The organism is Usitatibacter rugosus (assembly GCF_013003965.1).
Lineage (GTDB): Bacteria > Pseudomonadota > Gammaproteobacteria > Burkholderiales > Usitatibacteraceae > Usitatibacter > Usitatibacter rugosus.
Window position 1 is genome coordinate 1006222 of sequence record NZ_CP053069.1, and the last position, 17601, is coordinate 1023822.

Sequence of the window (17601 nt, forward strand, 5' to 3'; positions counted from 1 at the left end):
CCGAAGAAGTGATTCGCTATCATACGGTCGATGAAAGAACCGTTGCGCCGTGCATTGAGGCAAGCCAGCCACGTATTGCCCGCACGCTGGCGCTCGGACCTGATGGTGGCGCTCGGCATCGGTTATTTCCGTGCCGAGCCGTGGACGATCGAAACCATCGGTATCGATGACGACGGCCTGCGGGTGAGCGGATGGGTTCTTCCCCCGCTCGCGGGCCTTCCCGCTCGCTTCACATGGAACGACCGCCCCTTCGACGCAGTCGAATTTCCCATTGCCCGCGACGACGTCGGGCGGCATTTCCTCACGCGGGCGTATTCCGCCGCCTCGGGATTCGCGTGTCGCGTACGAGCGAGCCGGGCCGAGATTTTCGAGCGAGAGTTCCTGCGAATCGAGTATGGCTTTCACGGCAGGCCGAAGCCCTTCGCGGCAGCGAACGCGTGGTTCTTCGGCGATCCGGATCGCGACCCGCCCTTACCGGAGACCGAGCGGCTGGTCCGCGTGATCGGCCGGGACGATTCGTTCCAGTTCCGACTCGGCGGCGCGACGGACTTCAAGCGGATTTGCGCGATCGCCGCACGCCATGGAGCGCCGATCGGGCCAGGCAACCGTATTCTCGATTGGGGCGTGGGTTGCGGCCGGGTTGCTCGCTACCTCCAGCGGGTCGAGGGCGTGGAGGTGCATGGCGCGGATATCGACGCGGACAACGCCGATTGGTGCGCTCGCAACTTGCGTGGCGAGTACCGGTCAGTGCCGCTCATGCCGCCGACGGACTATCCCGATGGACACTTCGATCTGGTCTACGGGGTCTCAGTGTTCACGCATTTGTCGCAGCTCGCCCAAGACGCGTGGCTGCGCGAACTGGCACGCATCACGCGCCCAGGCGGCACAGTGATCGTGACCACGCACGGCGAGACGGCCATCGAATACGGTGGAGGAGGGCTCGAAGCGAATGCGTTGCGAAAGGAGCGCCTCCGCAAGGAAGGGTTCCTGGTGACGAGCGCCAACGACCAGATCGCCGCGGCCATCGGAAATTCCGACTACTACCTCAATGTCGATCACGCACCTTGGTATGTCCGGCGCCACTGGGGCCGCTTTCTCGAGGTGGTCGCCATGATTCCGGGCGCCATTGGCGTGCATGACGTCGTCGTGCTGCGCAACTCGCGCACGTCGATCCAATGAACGCTACCGCGGGACCGGCCTGGGCCCTCCTGGCGGGCGCCTCCCTCTGGGGAATCGTCTGGTACCCGTATCGCCTGCTCGCGCAGGCGGGCCTGGACGGCATCTGGTCGACCGCGATCACCTACGGCATCGCCGCCGTCGTCGGGGGCGCGATCTTCTTCCGGCATTGGCGCGGGATGCTCGCCTCGCCGTGGCTGGTGGCGGCGATGGGGCTGTCGATCGGATGGAGCAACCTCGCCTATGTCCTCGCGGTGCTGGAAGGCGAGGTCATGCGCGTGCTGCTGCTCTTCTACCTGGCGCCGCTGTGGACCGTGCCGATCGCCTGGCTGCTGCTGGACGAGCGCCTCGACCGCCGCGGCGTCTTCGCGATGACGCTCGCGTTCGGCGGCGCGGCGACGATGCTCTGGCGCCCGGAACTGGGATTCCCGTGGCCGGAGACGCGCGCGGATTGGCTGGCGGGCGTGGCCGGCTTCCTCTTCGCGCTCGGCAACGTGCTGGTGCGCAAGATCGACAACGTGTCGGACGCGGGCAAGTCGATCGCGATCTGGCTGGGCGTCACGATCGCGGCGGCGGTCCACATTCCGTGGAGCGACGCGACGTTGATGGATGCCGTCGCCGTGGCCGACTGGCCGATCGCCTGGGGCATCGGCCTGGCCCTCGTCGCGATGAGCCTCGCGATGCAGTACGGACTCTCGCGCCTGCCCGCGAACCGCGCGATCGTGATCCTTCTCTTCGAGCTGCCGGTCGCCGTGTTCGCCGCGTGGCTGCTCGCGGACGAGGTTCCGCGCGCCAAGGACTACCTGGGCGGCCTCTTCATCGTGGGGGCCACGCTCGTGACGACGCTCAGGCCGCGGAGCGCTCCGCCCGCCGAGCCGTAACCTCGCCGGTCACGGCATCGATCGCGTCGCCGGGGTTGGCGATGATCACTTTCGCGGAGGGCAGCGCCTTCTCCACCGCGGCCTTGAACTCCGGCCACGGCCGCGAGGTGACACCCATCATCGCGTGGAAGTGCTCGTGCGGCGGGTACAGCACGACCATCCTCGGCTTCAACGCGAGCGCCCCGCGCGCCACGTCGTCCATGAACGAGAGCTGCATGCCCGCGAGCAGCACGTCGGTGCGCACGCGCTTGCCGAGGTCCTGGATCTCGGCATCGGTCATCTTCGTGTTGAAGCCCTCGTTGTAGTTGAGGATCGTGAGGCCCGAGGGCAGCTCGACGTGGAAGCCGGTGTAGTCGGAGTAGAAGGGCGCGTTGGTGGCGGAGGACCAGGCCCACGAGAGCTGTGTGGCGTTGCCGTGGAACACGGCCTTGGTGAGCGCCTTCCACAGGTTGATGTCGCGGTGCTTCCAGTTGAAGGTGGTGATGCGGTAGCCCTTCACATCCGCGGGCGTGAAGGGTTGCATCGGGTGCAGCCGCTCGCGCGGCACCTTGTTGCGCCACGCCAGGTAGTCGCAGACCGCCTTGGTGCCCACCACGTCCGCGCCGCTGCGGGCCACCACCGACGGGATGTCGAGGTAGTGCTCCTCATGGCCATGCGTGGCGCACACCACGCTCGCGTTGGCGAAATCCTCCAGGCCGAACCACGAGGCGCCGCAGTAGTGGCGATAGAACGGGTCGAAGTAGAGCGTGCCCGGCTCGGCCTCGATGCCCAGGGCCGACCAGCCGTAGTAGCGGATGACGGGGTTCATGTCGTGGCGGGTCCTTTCCCGAACCAGTGGGTGTAGGCGGAGCGTTGGTCCACCTGCACCTCGTTGTGCCAGTACATCACGCGCTTCGCCCAGGCCTTCTGCGACTCCACCACCTTCGCGAAGAGCGGGTTGGTCGCGGAGTGCTTGGCAATCACCTTGTCCCAGGCCTTGAGCTGGGCGTCGAGGATGGGCTTCGGCGTGCGGTAGATGCTCACCTTCTGCAGGGCCTTCAGCTCGAGGAAGTCCTGCGACATGCGGTGCATGCTCTTCCACTCCATGTCGGCGCTGGCGGCGTGGCTCGCCATCTTGAGCACCACCTTGAGGTCGTCGGGCAGCGACTCGTATCTCTTCTTGTTGATCATGATCTCGCAGAAATTATTCGACATGTGGTAGCTCTGCTGCAGGTAGAACTTGGCCACGTCGGCGAAGCCCATCACGCGGTCGTCCGAGGCGCTGGCGAATTCCGCGCCGTCGAGGAGCCCGCGGTCCAACGCCGGGACGATGTCCCCGGGCGCCATCTGCACGGTGGACATGCCGAGCTCGTTGAACATCTCGACGGCGAGGCCCGCGGTGCGGAACTTGAGGCCCTTCAGGTCCGCCACGGAGCGGATCGGTTTCTTGAACCAGCCCATGGGCTCGCACGGTACGGGACCGTAGAGGAGGCTCACGATGTCGAGCTGCGCGGCGGCCTGGATCTCCGCGAAGAGCTCCTTGCCTCCGCCGTATTCCACCCAGGCGAGAAGCTGGTTGCCGTCGAGCCCGAAGTCGGGGCCCGCGCCGTAGAGCCCGAAGGCGGTGTTCTTGCCGAACCAGAACGCGGCCAGGCCATGGCCTCCATCGAGAATGCCCTTGCTGGTCGCTTCCACGACCTGCAGGCCTGGAACGACGGAGCCGGCGGGCAGCATGGTGATGACGAGGCGGCCATTGGAGAGCTCCGCGACCTTCTTCGTGAAGTCCACCGCGAACTCGTGGTACAGGAACTTCACCGGCCAGGTGCTCTGGAAGCGGAGCGTGATCGGCGCGGGCTGGGCGCGCACCACCATCGGGGCTCCCGCGAGCGCGATGCCCGCACCGGCGAGGAAGCGACGGCGGGTGGATGAGGCGGCGGCGGGTTTGTCGGCTACGGTGCGAGGCATGCGGGTCTCCCGGGATGGATGGGGGGCTCACGATGCGGGAAGCGCGTTTGAGGTCGGATCGGCCTCCGCGCCGCGCTCGCGGAAGTCGTGGCCAAGTATTGACTGTTGGGAAACTCGAAGTCAACATCGCTCATGAAGTTAGCACCTGCAAACTGTGGGATTGAAGTTAAATAATTGATTCATAAGGCATGCGAGCCGCCATCCTCATCTATCCCGGGACCGAGCCGATCGACCTCGCCACGTATGGCGTGCTCTCGATGGCGCGCCGGGTCGAGCCCGGAATCTCGATGTACCTGGTGGCCGAGAGGGCGGGGCCGGTGACGCTCGCGAACGGGCTGACCGTGATGGCGAACCACGGCTACGCCGACGCGCCGCCGGCCCAGGTTCTCGTGGTGACGGGAGGGCCGGGCTGGACCCGCGAAGCGAGCCATCCGCCCACTCTGGAATTCATCCGCCGGTTCAGCCGCGCGACGCCCGTGGCCGCGGTGTGCACCGGGGGGATGATCCTCGCCGCGAGCGGCGTGCTCGACGGCCACGCCGCGACAACCAAGCGCGAGGTGACGGGGACGGAGGTTCCGCCGCTCACCCTCCTGCGCGAGCGTTATCCCGCGATCCGGGCGCTGGACGCACGCCTCGTGGACGAGGGCCCCGTCCTGACCGGCGGCGGCGTCACGCTCTGCATCGACATGATGTTGTACCTGCTGCACCGCTTCCATGGCGAGCGTGTCGCCGTGGAAACGGCGCGCATCCTCGAGTATTCCGCGGCGTTCGCGGCCAATGCGGAGCGCTTGCCGGACGTCGTCGCGGCTCCGCCGAAGACGCGCCCATGACGCAGGCAGCGGAAGCGGATCCGCAGAAGGTGATCGGCACGCGCATCGCGGACCTGCGCACGCGCTCCGGCATGACGCTTGACCAGCTTGCTCAGCTCACCGGCTTCAGCAAGAGCTACCTCTCGAAGATCGAGAACTCGCACAAGGTCCCGCCGATCGGCTCGCTCTCGCGCATCGCCGCGGCGCTGAAGACCGACATGAGCGCGCTGCTCCACTCGCCGGCGCAGGGTGCGAGCCGTGGGCTGTCCGTGGTGCGCGCGAGCGAGCGCCGGCCGGTCGTGCGCGGCGGCACCGCCTTCGGCTACGACTACCAGAGCCTGGCCGGTGACCTGCCGGGCAAGAAGATGGATCCCTTCCTGTTCACATTCCCCTCGGAGATCGACAAGTACGTCTTCTTCGAGCACGAGGGCGAGGAGTTCATGTACGTGCTGAAGGGCCGCGTCGAATGGCAGGCGGGAGGCCAGAAGCTGGTGCTCGAGACGGGCGACAGCATCTACTTCGATGCTCGCCTGCCGCACCGTGGGCGCAGCATTCACGGCGAGGCGATCGCGATCGTCGTGACGTACAGCCCGCAGGCGAAGGACTAGTTGGCCGGCTTGAGGTGCTTCGCGAGGAAGGCCTCGACGGCCTTGTAGTAGGCGGCGACGTTCTCCGGGTTGCGGAAGCCATGCCCCTCGCCTTCCATCACGATCCACTCCGGTGATTTCCCCGCCGCACGCAGGGCCGAGAGCATCTTCGTCCCGTGCTCGATGGGCACGCGCCGGTCGGATGCGCCGTAGGCCATCAGTACGGGCGCGGTGATCTTCGCGGCCTGCCTCGCCGGCGAGGCTTTCTCCAGCCGTTCGCGGTCGCGCGTGACATCGCCCACCGCATCCTGCTGGATGTAGCGCGCGTAGTCGGAGTCGGAGTAGTCGCTCCAGGTCGCCGTGAGCATGAGGATGAGGTCAGTCACACCGACGTAGTTCACCGCGCACCGGTAGAGGTCCGGTGTCTTGGCCACACCCATCATCGCGGCGTAGCCCCCGTAGCTCGCGCCGTAGATGCAGACGCGCTTGGGATCGGCGATGCCCTGCGCGATCGCCCACTGCACGCCGTCGGTGAGGTCGTCTTGCATCGCCAGGCCCCACTGGCCCAAGCCGCCCTGGAAGTGCTTCCAGCCGTAGCCCGTCGAGCCGCGGAAGTTGGGCGAGAGCACTGCGTAGCCGCGCGACGCGAAGAACTGTGTCTCGGGGTCGAACATCCCGGTCGATCCGTGGACGTACGGCCCGCCGTGCACGTTCACGATCAGCGGCAGGCCCTTGCCGTCCGACCCGCGCGGGAGCGTGAGGTACGCCGGGATCTCCAGGCCGTCGCGCGCCTTGTAGCGCACCGCCCGCGTGTGCGACATCTCCGCGCTCTTGATCCACGGCGAGCGGTCCGCCAGCCACTCGAGTTTCCCGGACGTTGCGTCGAAGTAGTAGAAGGCGCCCGGGGAGACATCCGAGCGCGACTGGACGATGAAGTGCTTGCGGTCACGCGACCACGAGAGGTCGTTGACCGTGCCGGGCATCGCCTTGTCCATGGCCTCCTGCACGCGGCGGATCGCGGGATCGAACCACGCGGTGCCGGGAACATCATCGGCGTAGCTGACCCCAACGGGCGTGCCCTGGTCGAAGCGGATGCGCCGCAGGTCCACGCGCGGGTGCTCGGCGATCGGCTCGGCGGCGAGCTTCGTCTCCGGAGACCAGCGATAGAGCGCCGCCTTGTCGCGCCCGGAATCGACGCTCACGATCAGCCCGTCGCCGTCGATCGCGACCGGCGTGCGCCCGGCGCTCAGTGCCTCTTCCTCGGAGACCTTCACCCACGGCTTGCCGGCCCCGCTGCGATACCACGACGTAACCGACTTCTCGCGGCCGACGACGATCGCGCGGGCCACGCCGTTGTCGTCCACGAGCCAGCGCTCCCCTTCGCCGCCCTCCGGCTTGTCGAGGCTGAGGGGCGTCGATTGCCCGTTGCGCGTGTTCACTCGCCGCAATCCGCCGGCGGCGACGCGCGAGCGTTCCGGGCGGAACTGCTGGAGGATGACGTCGTCACCTTCGCCGGGGAGCATGCGCACGGGGATTTCCCACGCCGCGGTGGGGAGATCCATGCGCAGCAAGCGGCCCCGTTCGGCGAGGCGATACGGCTGGTTGCCGTCGCGGTCGATCGCGATCAGGTCGCCGCCGCGAAAGTTGGCGTCGCGGTCGTTGAGCGTTCCGGTCCGCAGGAGCAGGCGCTTGCTGCTGACCCAGTCGAACGCAACGACGTCGACGTCCTCGAAGGATGTGACCGGCGTGGCCTTGCGGCTGCCGAGGTCGAGCAGGACGAGGTTCTGGCGGCCGTTCACCGGGGCCAGCGCGGCGACGACGGAGCCGTCCGGGGCCAGCACCATGGCCGAGTACTGCGGAAGGCGGAACAGCGATTCGATCGAGGGCGGCTCGGCGGCAGAGGCGCTGGCCGCGAGGCCGGCAACCAGCGCGGCGGCGAGCCGCCGGATCACGTCGAGCGCTCCGGGGCGGACCCGTCGCCGGTCCACGCCGGCTCCTTTCCTTTCCACCCGGCCTTGCTATGCTCCGCGACCACGGTCGTGAAGATGCCGCCGCGAACGTAGAAACGCCCGGTGAGGCGCATGAAGCGCGGCGAGAGTGCCTTCACCAGGTCGTCGAGGATCCGGTTGGTCACGGCCTCGTGGAAAGCCCCCTCGTTGCGGAACGACCAGATGTAGAGCTTGAGGCTCTTCAGCTCGACGCATTTCCTGTCCGGGATGTAGTCCAGGAAAAGGGTCGCGAAGTCCGGTTGCCCGGTTTTCGGGCACAGGCAGGTGAACTCCGGAATGCGCATGTGGATGGCGAAATCGCGCTCCCCATTCGGACTCGGGAACGTGTCAAGCACTTTCGACGGGGCGGGTTTCGCGGGCATTGGGATCGGGGAATCAAACCGGTAAAATCGACATTCTAAACAAGCGGCAATCGTTGTCTTTGAAAGGCACCAGGCTTTGAGACTCACCTCCGTCAAGCTCGCCGGCTTCAAATCCTTCGTCGACCCCACCACTATCGCCGTCCCCGGGCAGCTCGTCGGTGTCGTCGGCCCCAATGGCTGCGGCAAGTCCAACGTCATCGATGCGGTGCGCTGGGTCCTGGGCGAAACCAGTGCCAAGCAGCTTCGCGGCGAGCACATGCACGACGTGATCTTCAACGGCTCCGCGGAAAGGAAGCCCGTGGGCCGCGCCTCCGTCGAGCTCGTGTTCGACAACTCGCTCGGCCGCGTGGGGGGTGCCTGGGCGCAGTACACCGAGATCAGCGTGAAGCGCGTGCTCTCGCGCGACGGCGACAGCAACTACTACATCAACGGCCAGCACGTCCGCCGCCGCGACGTGCAGGACATCTTCCTCGGCACCGGCCTCGGCCCCCGCGCGTACTCGATCATCGAGCAGGGCATGATCTCGCGCGTCATCACCTCCAAGCCGGAGGAGCTGCGCGTGTTCCTCGAGGAGGCCGCGGGCGTGTCGAAGTATCGCGAGCGCCGCCGCGAGACGGAGCTGCGGCTCGAGGACACGAGGGAGAACCTCTCCCGCGTGGGCGACATCCAGGCCGAGCTGGAGACGCAGGTCGGGCACCTGGCCCAGCAGGCAGAAGTCGCCGGCAAGTACAACGAGCTGCAGACCCAGCTCGCGCTGAACCACAACTTGCTGACCTTCACGCGCCTTCGCGAAGCGGATACGGCGAAGACCCGCTATGGCAACGAGGTGCAGAAGGTCACCGTCGCACTGGAAGCGGAGACGGCCAAGCTGCGCGAGAACGAGCGCGCGCTGGAGGACCTGCGCCACAAGCATTACCAGGAAACCGATCACCTCTCGCAGCTCCAGGGCAACCTCTACGCGGCCAACGCCGACGTCCAGTCGCTGGAGCAGGAGATCGCGTTCCTCGGCGAGAACCGCCGCCGCATGACCGTGCAGCTGGATGGCCTCGCCACCGAGATCGGCGAAGTGGAGCGCCGCATCTCCGAAGCCCACGGCGAGCGCGATCGCTTCCAGTCCGATTCCGAACGCGCCCGTGCCGCGATCGGCGAGCGTGCCGCGGATGTCGAGCGTGCCCGCGCCGCGCTGCCCGCCGCCGAGGAGGCCGCGCGCACCGCCACCGCCAACGTGAAATCCGCGGGAACCGAGATGTCCGCCGCCGAGCAGGCGCAGGGCATCGAGGAGTCGCGCGAGTCGCACGCGCTGAAGATCCTCTCGCAGCTCGAGGCGCGGAAGAACCGCCTCAAGCAGGAGAACATGGCGCTGGTTTTCCCGGAGCCCGAGAAGCTGGCCGGCCTCGAGCGCGAGCGCGATTCGCTTCGCGAAAAGGTCTCCGGTCTCGAGACGCAGCAGAAGGATGCCGAAGGGCGCCTCCCCGCGCTGGAAGACGAGCGCCGCGCTGCCGTCACCACGCTGCAGGAGAAGACGCGCGAGGTCGCCAACCTCGAAGCCGCACTGAAGGCCCTCGAGTCGCAGCAGGCCAAGCTCGACAACAACTCCAAGCTCGCCGACTGGGCCAGGCAACACGCGCTGGATCGCTCCGAGCGCCTCTGGCAGGCGATGCACGTGGAAGCCGGCTGGGACGACGCGGTAGAAGCCGCGCTGGGCGTGCGCCTGAACGCCGCTCGCCTGTCCGACGAAAGCAACCTCTCGTCGCTGCTGCGCGATGCGCCCCCGGGCAACTTCGCGGTCTTCATCGAGCGCGGCGTGCCGGACATCGCTTCGGCTTCGTCGCACCTTCGCCCGCTCTCTTCCGTGGTCACGAGCACGCGTCCCGGCGTGCTCGCGTACGTGAAGGAAGCGCTGGGCAACGTCTTCATCCTTCCCGACGGCGAGGAAGGCCTGGCGCTCGCCAAGGTGCTGCCGCCCGGAGGCCTGCTGGTCTCGAAGGCCGGCCACCTCTTCGGCCGCCAGGGCGTGGTGTTCCACGGCCCGCAGTCCGAGCTGCACGGCGTGTTGCAGCGCCAGCGCGAGATCGAGGACCTGCAGGGCCGCATTCCGGCGCAGGTGCGCAGCCGCGCGGAGGTCGACGAGCGCCTGAAGGCCCTCGAGATCGAGCTGCGCGAAGGCCAGGACAACGCCCGGCGCGTGCGCGAGGAGCTGCAGCGCGCCCGCCAGCAGGACCACGACCTCGAGGTCGAATATCTCAAGCTCTCGCAGAGCTCCAAGCAAGCAGAAGCGCGCCGCGAGGCGATCCGCGTCGAGCTCTCCGAGATCGAGAAGCAGGAAGAGGGCGAGAAGCTGGAGATGAGCGAGGCGCAGCACGCCCTCCAGCGCGGCTCCGAGGCGATCGAGACGATCGTCCAGCGGCTGCAGGCGCTCGAGGAGAGCGCCCGCGACGCGCAGTCGGCCCTCGATACGGCACGCGCGGGCATCCTCGCCGCGGAACGCGCCCACCAGGAAGCGCAGTACACCGAGCGCAGCGCCACCGACAAGGCGGCCTCGCAGGGCCAGCTCGCCGTATCGCTCGGCGAGCGCCTGTCCGCGCTCGGCATGAACAAGGCCAAGGTCAGCGAGGAGCTGGGCGCGCTGGAGGAAGGCAACGTCCGCGAGCGCCTGCAAGGGGCTCTGCAGGTGAAGAGCGAGCGCGAGCGCATCCTCGCCGACGCCCGCTCGGGCCTGGAGCACCTGGCCGACGAGCTGCGCAGCCTCGAGGAAGGACGCCTGTCGGTCGAGCAGAACCTCAATCCGATGCGCGAGCGCATCACCGAGCTCAAGCTGAAGGAGCAGGAAGCCGTCACCAACGCCGAGCAGTACGCCACGCAGCTCCAGGAAGCGGGCGTCACGCGCGAGGAGATGGCCGAGCAGATCGAGAAGCGCGTGGGTTCCCGCACCATGCAAGCGGAGATCACGCGCCTTACCGAGGAGATCGCGGCGCTGGGCCCGGTCAACCTCGCCGCGCTGCAGGAGCTGGAGACCGCGCGCGATCGCAAGGGCTTCCTCGACGCGCAGGCCACAGACCTCTTCCAGGCGGTCGAGACGCTCGAGGCGGCCATCAAGCGCATCGACCGCGAGACGCGCGAGATGCTGCAGTCCACGTTCGACATCGTGAGCGCCAATTTCACCGAGATGTTCCCGGCGCTCTTCGGCGGCGGCCAGGCGAGCCTGAAGCTCACGGGCGAGGAGATCCTCGACGCGGGCGTGCAGGTCTTCGCTCAGCCCCCGGGCAAGAAGAACGCCTCGATCCAGCTCCTGTCGGGCGGCGAGAAGGCCCTCACGGCGATCGCGCTCGTGTTCTCGCTCTTCAAGCTGAACCCCGCGCCCTTCTGCCTGCTGGACGAGGTGGACGCGCCGCTGGACGACCCGAACACCGTGCGCTTCTGCGAGCTGGTGAAGCAGATGTCGGCGCAGACGCAGTTCCTCTTCATCACGCACAACAAGATCACGATGGAGCTGGGCGAGCAGCTGGTCGGCGTCACCATGCAGGAACCCGGCGTGTCGCGTATCGTCGAAGTCGATATCGAGGCCGCCATGGAATTTGCTCGCAAACAGGCCGCATGAAAAACCCGGGTCAGAGTCGACTTTCCATCGAATGAGTGATCTCCAGATCGCGTTAGGTGCCCTCGGCCTGTGCTTCATCGCAGGCGTGGTGGTCTACAACACGATCGTCGAGCGCCGCGCACGCCAGCGCGCCGAGCGCGCCTTCGGAACGCAGGCTCCCGATGTGCTGCTGGATGCCGGCGCCATCGCCCCGGCCCCGCGCCGCGAGCCGACGATGGGCGCCATGCCTACGGTCGACCGCACCGAGCCCCAGATGGGCCGCATCGAGGACGTGAGCGCCCCGCGTGGGACCGCCCCGCGCGTCGATGACGACGACGTCGACATCGCCCACGCCCCGGGCGGCGCCGATTCCATGGTCTCGAGCCGCATCGACACGGTCGCCGTCGTCCTCGCCGACGATCCGGTGCGCCGCGAGACGCTGGAGCCCCTCCTGAACGCGCTCGAAGCCCACACCACGCCGGTCCTGATGGAGGGCATCGTCGAGGAGCAGTGGCGCCCGATCGACGCCACAGGCAAGGGAAGCTGGCGCGAGCTTCGCGCCGGGCTGCAGCTCGCCTCGCGCAGCGGCCCCGTGACCGAGGACGAAATCGCCGGCTTCAACGAGACGATTGCGAGCTTCGCCGCATCGGTCGGCGGCGTCTCGCAGCGCGAGTCGCCCGCGGCCGCCGCGCAGCGCGCGCGCGACCTCGACACTTTCTGCGCCGACGCGGACATCGAGGTGGCGGTGAACGTGGTCGGCCAGTACGGCGCCACCTTCGCGCTCGCCAAGGTGAAGTCCGTTGCGCTCGAGCACGGCCTCTCGGAGACCGGCGACGGCGACCTCGTGAGCTTCGCCCGCGACGGAACGCCCGCGTATTCCATCCGCCGCTTCGACCGCGACGGCGAGCGGCACGACGCCAACTACACCAGCGGCCTCACCTTCGGCATCGACGTCCCGCACGTTTCCGACCCGGGCGCCGCGTTCGACGAGATGGTGGCGCTCGCCAACACCTGCGCCACGACGCTGGGCGGCGAGCTGGTGGACGACAACCGCAAGCCCCTGAGTGCCGCCGGCCTCGCGGCGATCCGCCGCAGCCTCGAGACCGTCTTCCGCGACATGGAAGCCCACGGCATTCCCGCCGGCAGCGCGCTCGCGCGCCGGCTCTTCACCTAGCCCATGGCGGCGAAGCCCGCGGCGCGCGCCGAGGCGCTGCGGCGCGAGATCGAGCGCCACAACAAGCTCTACTACAACGACGCCGCGCCCGAGATCTCGGACGCGGAGTGGGACTCGCTCCTCAAGGAACTGCAGGAGATCGAGGCCGCGCATCCCGAGCTCGCCACGCCCGATTCGCCGACGCAGCGCGTGGGCTCGAAGCCCAGCGAGGGTTTCGAGGAAGTCACGCACCGCGTCGCCATGCTCTCGCTCGCCAACGCCTTCGAGGACGAGGACGTGGAGTCCTTCGACCGCCGCTGCCGCGAGCTGCTGAACGTCCCGGAAGTCGAGTACGCCTGCGAGCTCAAGTTCGACGGCCTCGCGGTGACGCTGGTCTACGAGAACGGCGTCTTCGTGCAGGGCGCCACGCGCGGCGACGGCGCAGTGGGCGAGGACGTCAGCAACAACCTGCGCACCGTCCGCTCAATTCCCCTGCGTCTCGAGGCGAAGAAGCCCCCCAAGCTGCTCGAGGTGCGAGGCGAGGTGCTGATGTTCCGCCGCGACTTCGACGCCCTGAACAAGCGAGCCGAGGCCGCCGGCGAGAAGACGTTCGTGAACCCGCGCAACTCCGCCACGGGGGCGCTCCGCCAGCTCGATCCTAAGCTCACCGCCCAGCGCCGCCTCTCGTTCTTCGCCTACGGCATCGGCGCGAACGAGGGCTTCAAGGTGCCGCCCACGCACTCGGAGCTGCTCGACGCGTTGGCGGACCTGGGCTTCCCGGTCGCCAAGGACCGCAAGGTCGCGCGCGGCGTGAAGGGCCTGCTCGATTTCTACAAGGCGGTCGGCGCCAAGCGCCCGAAGTTGGACTACGACATCGACGGCGTCGTCTACAAGGTGAACGCGTTCGCGCAGCAGGGCTCGCTCGGCTTCGTCTCGCGCGCGCCGCGCTGGGCCATCGCGCACAAGTTTCCGGCGGAAGAGGCGACCACCGAGCTGCTGGATATCGACATCCAGGTCGGCCGCACCGGCGCCATCACGCCCGTGGCGCGGCTGAAGCCGGTCTTCGTCGGCGGCACCACCATCGTGAACGCAACGCTTCACAACGAGGACGAGATCCGCCGCAAGGAGATCTGGAAGCGCGACACGGTCGTCGTCCGCCGCGCCGGGGACGTGATTCCCGAGGTGGCGCGCGTGGCGAAGGAAGGCCCGCGGGAGAAGGCCGACCGGTTCACGATGCCCACGAAGTGCCCCGTGTGTGGTTCGGCTATTGCCAAGGGCGAGGACGAGGCGGTCGCGCGCTGCACCGGCGGCCTCTTCTGCCCGGCGCAACGCAAGCAGGCGCTGATCCACTTCGCGGGACGCCGCGCGATGAACATCGAGAACCTCGGCTACAAGCTGGTGGAGCAGCTCGTCGAGAGCGGGCTCGTGCGCACCGCTCCGGATCTCTACAAGCTGGGCGTGGCCAAGCTGGCGGAGCTGGAGCGCATGGCGGAGAAGTCGGCGCAGAACGTCGTGGACGGCATCGAGAAGAGCCGCGAGACGACGCTCGCCCGCTTCATCTACGCGCTCGGCATCCGCAACGTCGGCGAGACTACGTCCAAGGACCTCGCGCGGCACTTCGGCTCGCTCGACAAGCTGATGGAAGCCGACGTGGAGGCGCTACAGGGCACGCCCGACGTGGGGCCCATCGTCGCCGAATCGATCGCGCGGTTTTTCGCGGAGAAACACAACCGCGAGGTGGTCGAGCAGCTTCGAGCCGCCGGCGTGCACTGGACGGAGGGCGAAGGGGCCGCGGCCAAGGCGGCGACCGGTCCGTTCGCGGGTAAGATTGTGGTGCTCACCGGAACGCTCTCGATCCCGCGCGACGACGCGAAGGCGCTGATCGAGGAAGCGGGCGGCAAGATCACCGGGTCGGTGTCGAAAAAGACGGACTACGTGGTCGCCGGAACGGAAGCAGGCAGCAAGCTCGACAAGGCGAACGAACTCGGCGTCCCGGTCCTGGACGAAGCGCAATTCCTGAAGATGCTCGACAAATGACCCCCCGCAAAGTCACCAAAGCCGTGTTTCCCGTCGCCGGCCTCGGCACGCGCTTCCTGCCGGCCACCAAGGCCTCGCCCAAGGAGATGCTGCCGGTCGTCGACAAGCCGCTGATCCAGTACGCGGTGGAAGAGGCGGTGGCCGCGGGCATCGTCGACCTCATCTTCATCACCGGCCGCGGCAAGCGCGCGATCGAGGACCACTTCGACAAGGCCTACGAGCTGGAAGCCGAGCTCGCGAAGAACGGCAAGAACAAATTGCTGAAGGAGGTCCGCAGCCTCCTTCCCGAGGGCGTGAACTGCGTCTACGTGCGCCAGGCCGAGCCGCTGGGCCTGGGCCATGCGGTGCTCTGCGCGCGTCACCTCGTGGGCGACGAGCCCTTCGCCGTGATCCTCGCCGACGACTTGATCGACGCGAAGGTGCCGGTGATGAAGCAGATGACCGACGTCTGGGAGCAGCGCGGCGCCAGCGTGCTTGCCACGCAGACCGTCGCGCCTTCGGAAACGAGCTCCTACGGCATCGTGTCCTGCGAGGGCGACTCCACGAAGACCTGCAAGATCAACGGCATCGTCGAGAAGCCGAAGCCCGAGGACGCGCCGTCCACCCAGGCGGTCGTGGGGCGCTACGTGCTCTCGCCGCACATCTTCGAGTACCTCGCCACCACGCGCCCCGGCGCCGGCCGCGAGATCCAGCTCACGGACGCCATCGGCCGCATGCTGCGCGACCAGGAAGTCCTCTCGTATCCGTTCGAGGGCAAGCGCTACGACTGCGGCAACAAGCTGGGCTACCTGCAGGCCACGGTGGAGCTGGGCCTGAAGCACCCCGAGCTCGCCGCCGATTTCCGCGCGTACCTGCTGTCGCTCGCGAAAGCGGCCAAGGTCAAATGAATCAGCGCGACGCCCAACGCCTGCTGGACGAGGCGGACCTGATCTGTCCGGCGGACGTTGTGAAGAGCTCCGTCGAGCGCCTCGCGGGCGAGATCACCACGAAGCTGAAGGGCGAGTTCCCCGTCGTGCTCTCCGTGATGGGCGGGGCCGCGGTCTTCACCGGCCACCTGCTGCCGCTGCTCGTCTTTCCGCTCGAGTTCGGCGCCATCGAGGTCACGCGCTACAACAACGACACGCAAGGCCGCGACATCCACTGGAGCCTGCCGCCGCGCGACAACGTGCGCGGGCGCGTCGTGCTCGTCGTGGACGACATCCTCGACCAGGGCATCACGCTCGCCGCCATTCGCGACAAGCTGCTCGAGATGGGCGCCAAGCACGTGTGGAGCGCCGTCTTCGCCGACAAGGCGCTCGGGCACGAGAAGCCCATCGCCGCCGACTTCGTCGGCGTCACCGTTCCCAACCGCTACGTCTTCGGCTTCGGCATGGATGCCTACGGCCTGTGGCGCAACCTCCCGGCGATCTACGCCCTGAAAGACTGATGCTCGCCATCATCGGAGGCTCCGGCCTCACGCAGCTCGCCAACCTCGAGATCACGTCTCGCCAGATCGTGCGCACGCCCTACGGCGAGCCCTCGGGGCCGCTCACCTTCGGCCGCGTCGGCGGGCGCGACATCGCCTTCCTCGCGCGCCACGGCTATGCCCACACGCTCGCCCCGCACGAGATCAACTACCGCTCCAACATCTGGGCGCTGCACTCGCGCGGCGTGAAGTGCATCGCCGCCGTGTGCACCGTGGGTGGCATCACGCCCGCGCATCCGGCCGGCTCGCTCGCCGTGCCCGACCAGCTGATCGACTACACCTGGGGAAGGCGCTCGACATTCTTCGAAGGCGCCGAGCAGCCGGTGACGCACATCGACTTCACGAATCCGTACGACGAGACGGCGCGCGAGATGTGCATCTCCGCCGCGCGCGACGCCGGGGTCGCGATCGTGCCGGGAGGAACCTATGCGGCGACGCAGGGTCCCCGACTGGAGACTCGCGCCGAGGTGGACCGCCTCGAACGCGACGGCGCCACGATTGTAGGAATGACGGGGATGCCCGAGGCCGCGCTCGCCCGCGAGCTCGGCATGCAGTACGCGGTGATCGCCGTGGTGGTGAATTCGGCCGCGGGGCGGCGCGAGAGCGCCGGCGGCATCCAGCTGGAAGAACTTGGGAAAGTCATCGAGGAGACCATGTCGAAAGTCCGACTGATCGTTGCGAAGCTGGTGGAGCGCCATGGCCGTTCGTGAGGTGATCCGCATGGGGCATCCGACGCTGGCCCAGGTGGCCCAGGCCGTCACGAGCTTCGGCCCCGAGCTCCAGGCCTTGTTGCAGGACATGAGGGACACGATGGCCGCGCAGAACGGTGCAGGCCTCGCCGCGCCGCAGATCAACGTGCCGGTTCGCGTGGTGATCTTCGGCGTGGAGAAGAACCCGCGCTATCCCGACGCGGAGGAAGTTCCGTTTACCATCCTCGTGAATCCGAAGATCGAGTTCCTGACGAAGGAGCTGGAGGAGGGCTGGGAGGGCTGCCTTTCGGTGCCCGGCCTGCGAGGCGTGGTGCCGCGGTTCACGAAGCTGCGCTACACGGGCTTCGACGAGAACGGCAAGCCGATCGATCGCGTGGCCGACGGCTTCCATGCGAGAGTGGTGCAGCATGAGTGCGATCATCTGGACGGCGTACTTTATCCGCAGCGCATGACCGACATGGCGCGCTTCGGCTTCACCGATGTGCTGTTTCCGGGAATGGAGGATTCCGATGAGTGACATCCACACCGATCCGACCGTCATCGCGGCCGAGGCCCCGAACACCGGCCCGATCCACATCCTCTACCTGCTGCACGGCCTGGCGCCCTTCACGGCGTGGATCCTGGCCGTGGTCGCGGTCTTCGTGGGCGCCGTGAAGCGCGACGACTACCGCGGCAGCTGGCTCGACACCCACATCTCGTGGCTCTCGCGCACGTTCTGGTGGGGGCTGCTGTGGATCGTGATCGCCTCGGTCGTCACGTTCCTCATGGTCCTCACGCTCATCCTCGCGATCCTCGCGTGGATTCCGTTCACCGTCCTCTTCGTCTGGTACCTCTACCGCGTGATCCGCGGCTGGCTCCTGCTGAACGACAAGAAGCCCGCTCCGGCCTGAG

At 67.7% G+C, this 17601-nt stretch carries 16 protein-coding genes; 12 read left to right on the forward strand and 4 right to left on the reverse strand.

From position 1 onward, the window contains the following. The first annotated feature begins 30 nt into the window (after positions 1-30). Positions 31-1179 carry a class I SAM-dependent methyltransferase gene (locus tag DSM104443_RS05140; RefSeq protein WP_171090101.1) on the forward strand — a complete coding sequence of 383 codons (1149 nt, stop codon included), beginning with the start codon at positions 31-33 and terminating at the stop codon, positions 1177-1179. After that, complete coding sequence (locus DSM104443_RS05145) at positions 1176-2057, forward strand: DMT family transporter (protein ID WP_171090103.1); 882 nt, start codon at positions 1176-1178, stop codon at positions 2055-2057. Before DSM104443_RS05140 ends, DSM104443_RS05145 begins: the two co-directional genes overlap by 4 nt. Here the strand turns inward: DSM104443_RS05145 and DSM104443_RS05150 are convergent. Together DSM104443_RS05150 and DSM104443_RS05155 are read right to left on the reverse strand one after the other, a co-directional pair. Beyond that, positions 2023-2865 (reverse strand): MBL fold metallo-hydrolase, encoded by an 843-nt coding sequence (locus DSM104443_RS05150; protein ID WP_171090106.1) that lies wholly within the window; start codon positions 2863-2865, stop codon positions 2023-2025. The two genes, DSM104443_RS05145 and DSM104443_RS05150, sit on opposite strands and share 35 nt — an antisense overlap. Next, a complete protein-coding gene (locus DSM104443_RS05155) occupies positions 2862-4001 on the reverse strand; it encodes a TRAP transporter substrate-binding protein (protein ID WP_171090108.1) in 1140 nt (379 codons plus the stop codon). Before DSM104443_RS05155 ends, DSM104443_RS05150 begins: the two co-directional genes overlap by 4 nt. Positions 4002-4189: 188 nt before the next feature. Here DSM104443_RS05155 and DSM104443_RS05160 point away from each other — a divergent pair, with 188 nt between their 5' ends. Both DSM104443_RS05160 and DSM104443_RS05165 read left to right on the forward strand, forming a co-directional pair. Beyond that, the gene (locus DSM104443_RS05160) at positions 4190-4831 is read left to right on the forward strand and encodes a DJ-1/PfpI family protein (RefSeq protein WP_171090110.1); all 642 of its coding nucleotides are present in this window, start codon (positions 4190-4192) and stop codon (positions 4829-4831) included. Continuing rightward, the gene (locus DSM104443_RS05165) at positions 4828-5418 is read left to right on the forward strand and encodes a helix-turn-helix domain-containing protein (RefSeq protein ID WP_171090111.1); all 591 of its coding nucleotides are present in this window, start codon (positions 4828-4830) and stop codon (positions 5416-5418) included. Before DSM104443_RS05160 ends, DSM104443_RS05165 begins: the two co-directional genes overlap by 4 nt. On the opposite strand, the gene DSM104443_RS05170 is transcribed toward DSM104443_RS05165, so the two are convergent. Together DSM104443_RS05170 and queF are read right to left on the reverse strand one after the other, a co-directional pair. Next, complete coding sequence (locus DSM104443_RS05170) at positions 5415-7385, reverse strand: alpha/beta hydrolase family protein (RefSeq protein WP_171090114.1); 1971 nt, start codon at positions 7383-7385, stop codon at positions 5415-5417. The genes DSM104443_RS05165 and DSM104443_RS05170 overlap by 4 nt on opposite strands. Next, the gene (gene queF, locus DSM104443_RS05175; protein ID WP_171090115.1) at positions 7346-7768 is read right to left on the reverse strand and encodes a preQ(1) synthase; all 423 of its coding nucleotides are present in this window, start codon (positions 7766-7768) and stop codon (positions 7346-7348) included. The genes DSM104443_RS05170 and queF overlap by 40 nt, the downstream gene beginning before the upstream one ends. A 76-nt stretch (positions 7769-7844) precedes the next feature. On the opposite strand from queF, the gene smc reads away from it, so the two are divergent. The 8 genes from smc to DSM104443_RS05215 are packed head-to-tail and all read left to right on the forward strand — an operon-like array spanning position 7845 to position 17600. Beyond that, positions 7845-11366 (forward strand): chromosome segregation protein SMC, encoded by a 3522-nt coding sequence (gene smc, locus DSM104443_RS05180; RefSeq protein WP_171090117.1) that lies wholly within the window; start codon positions 7845-7847, stop codon positions 11364-11366. Positions 11367-11397: 31 nt separating this feature from the next. Next, positions 11398-12519, forward strand: coding sequence for a cell division protein ZipA C-terminal FtsZ-binding domain-containing protein (locus tag DSM104443_RS05185; protein WP_171090119.1), 1122 nt, complete (start codon positions 11398-11400; stop codon positions 12517-12519). 3 nt (positions 12520-12522) lie between these two features. Beyond that, positions 12523-14535 (forward strand): NAD-dependent DNA ligase LigA, encoded by a 2013-nt coding sequence (gene ligA / locus DSM104443_RS05190; RefSeq protein ID WP_171090121.1) that lies wholly within the window; start codon positions 12523-12525, stop codon positions 14533-14535. After that, positions 14532-15422 (forward strand): UTP--glucose-1-phosphate uridylyltransferase GalU, encoded by an 891-nt coding sequence (gene galU, locus DSM104443_RS05195; RefSeq protein WP_171090123.1) that lies wholly within the window; start codon positions 14532-14534, stop codon positions 15420-15422. The genes ligA and galU overlap by 4 nt, the downstream gene beginning before the upstream one ends. Then, positions 15419-15961, forward strand: a complete 543-nt coding sequence (locus DSM104443_RS05200) for a hypoxanthine-guanine phosphoribosyltransferase (protein ID WP_171090124.1) — start codon at positions 15419-15421, stop codon at positions 15959-15961. Before galU ends, DSM104443_RS05200 begins: the two co-directional genes overlap by 4 nt. Continuing rightward, positions 15961-16710 carry an S-methyl-5'-thioinosine phosphorylase gene (locus DSM104443_RS05205; RefSeq protein ID WP_171090126.1) on the forward strand — a complete coding sequence of 250 codons (750 nt, stop codon included), beginning with the start codon at positions 15961-15963 and terminating at the stop codon, positions 16708-16710. The genes DSM104443_RS05200 and DSM104443_RS05205 overlap by 1 nt, the downstream gene beginning before the upstream one ends. Further along, positions 16697-17227 carry a peptide deformylase gene (def, locus tag DSM104443_RS05210; RefSeq protein ID WP_171090128.1) on the forward strand — a complete coding sequence of 177 codons (531 nt, stop codon included), beginning with the start codon at positions 16697-16699 and terminating at the stop codon, positions 17225-17227. The genes DSM104443_RS05205 and def overlap by 14 nt, the downstream gene beginning before the upstream one ends. Further along, positions 17220-17600: a DUF4870 family protein gene (locus DSM104443_RS05215; RefSeq protein ID WP_171090130.1), complete on the forward strand. Its 381-nt coding sequence runs from the start codon at positions 17220-17222 to the stop codon at positions 17598-17600. The genes def and DSM104443_RS05215 overlap by 8 nt, the downstream gene beginning before the upstream one ends. The last annotated feature ends 1 nt before the right edge of the window (position 17601 follow it).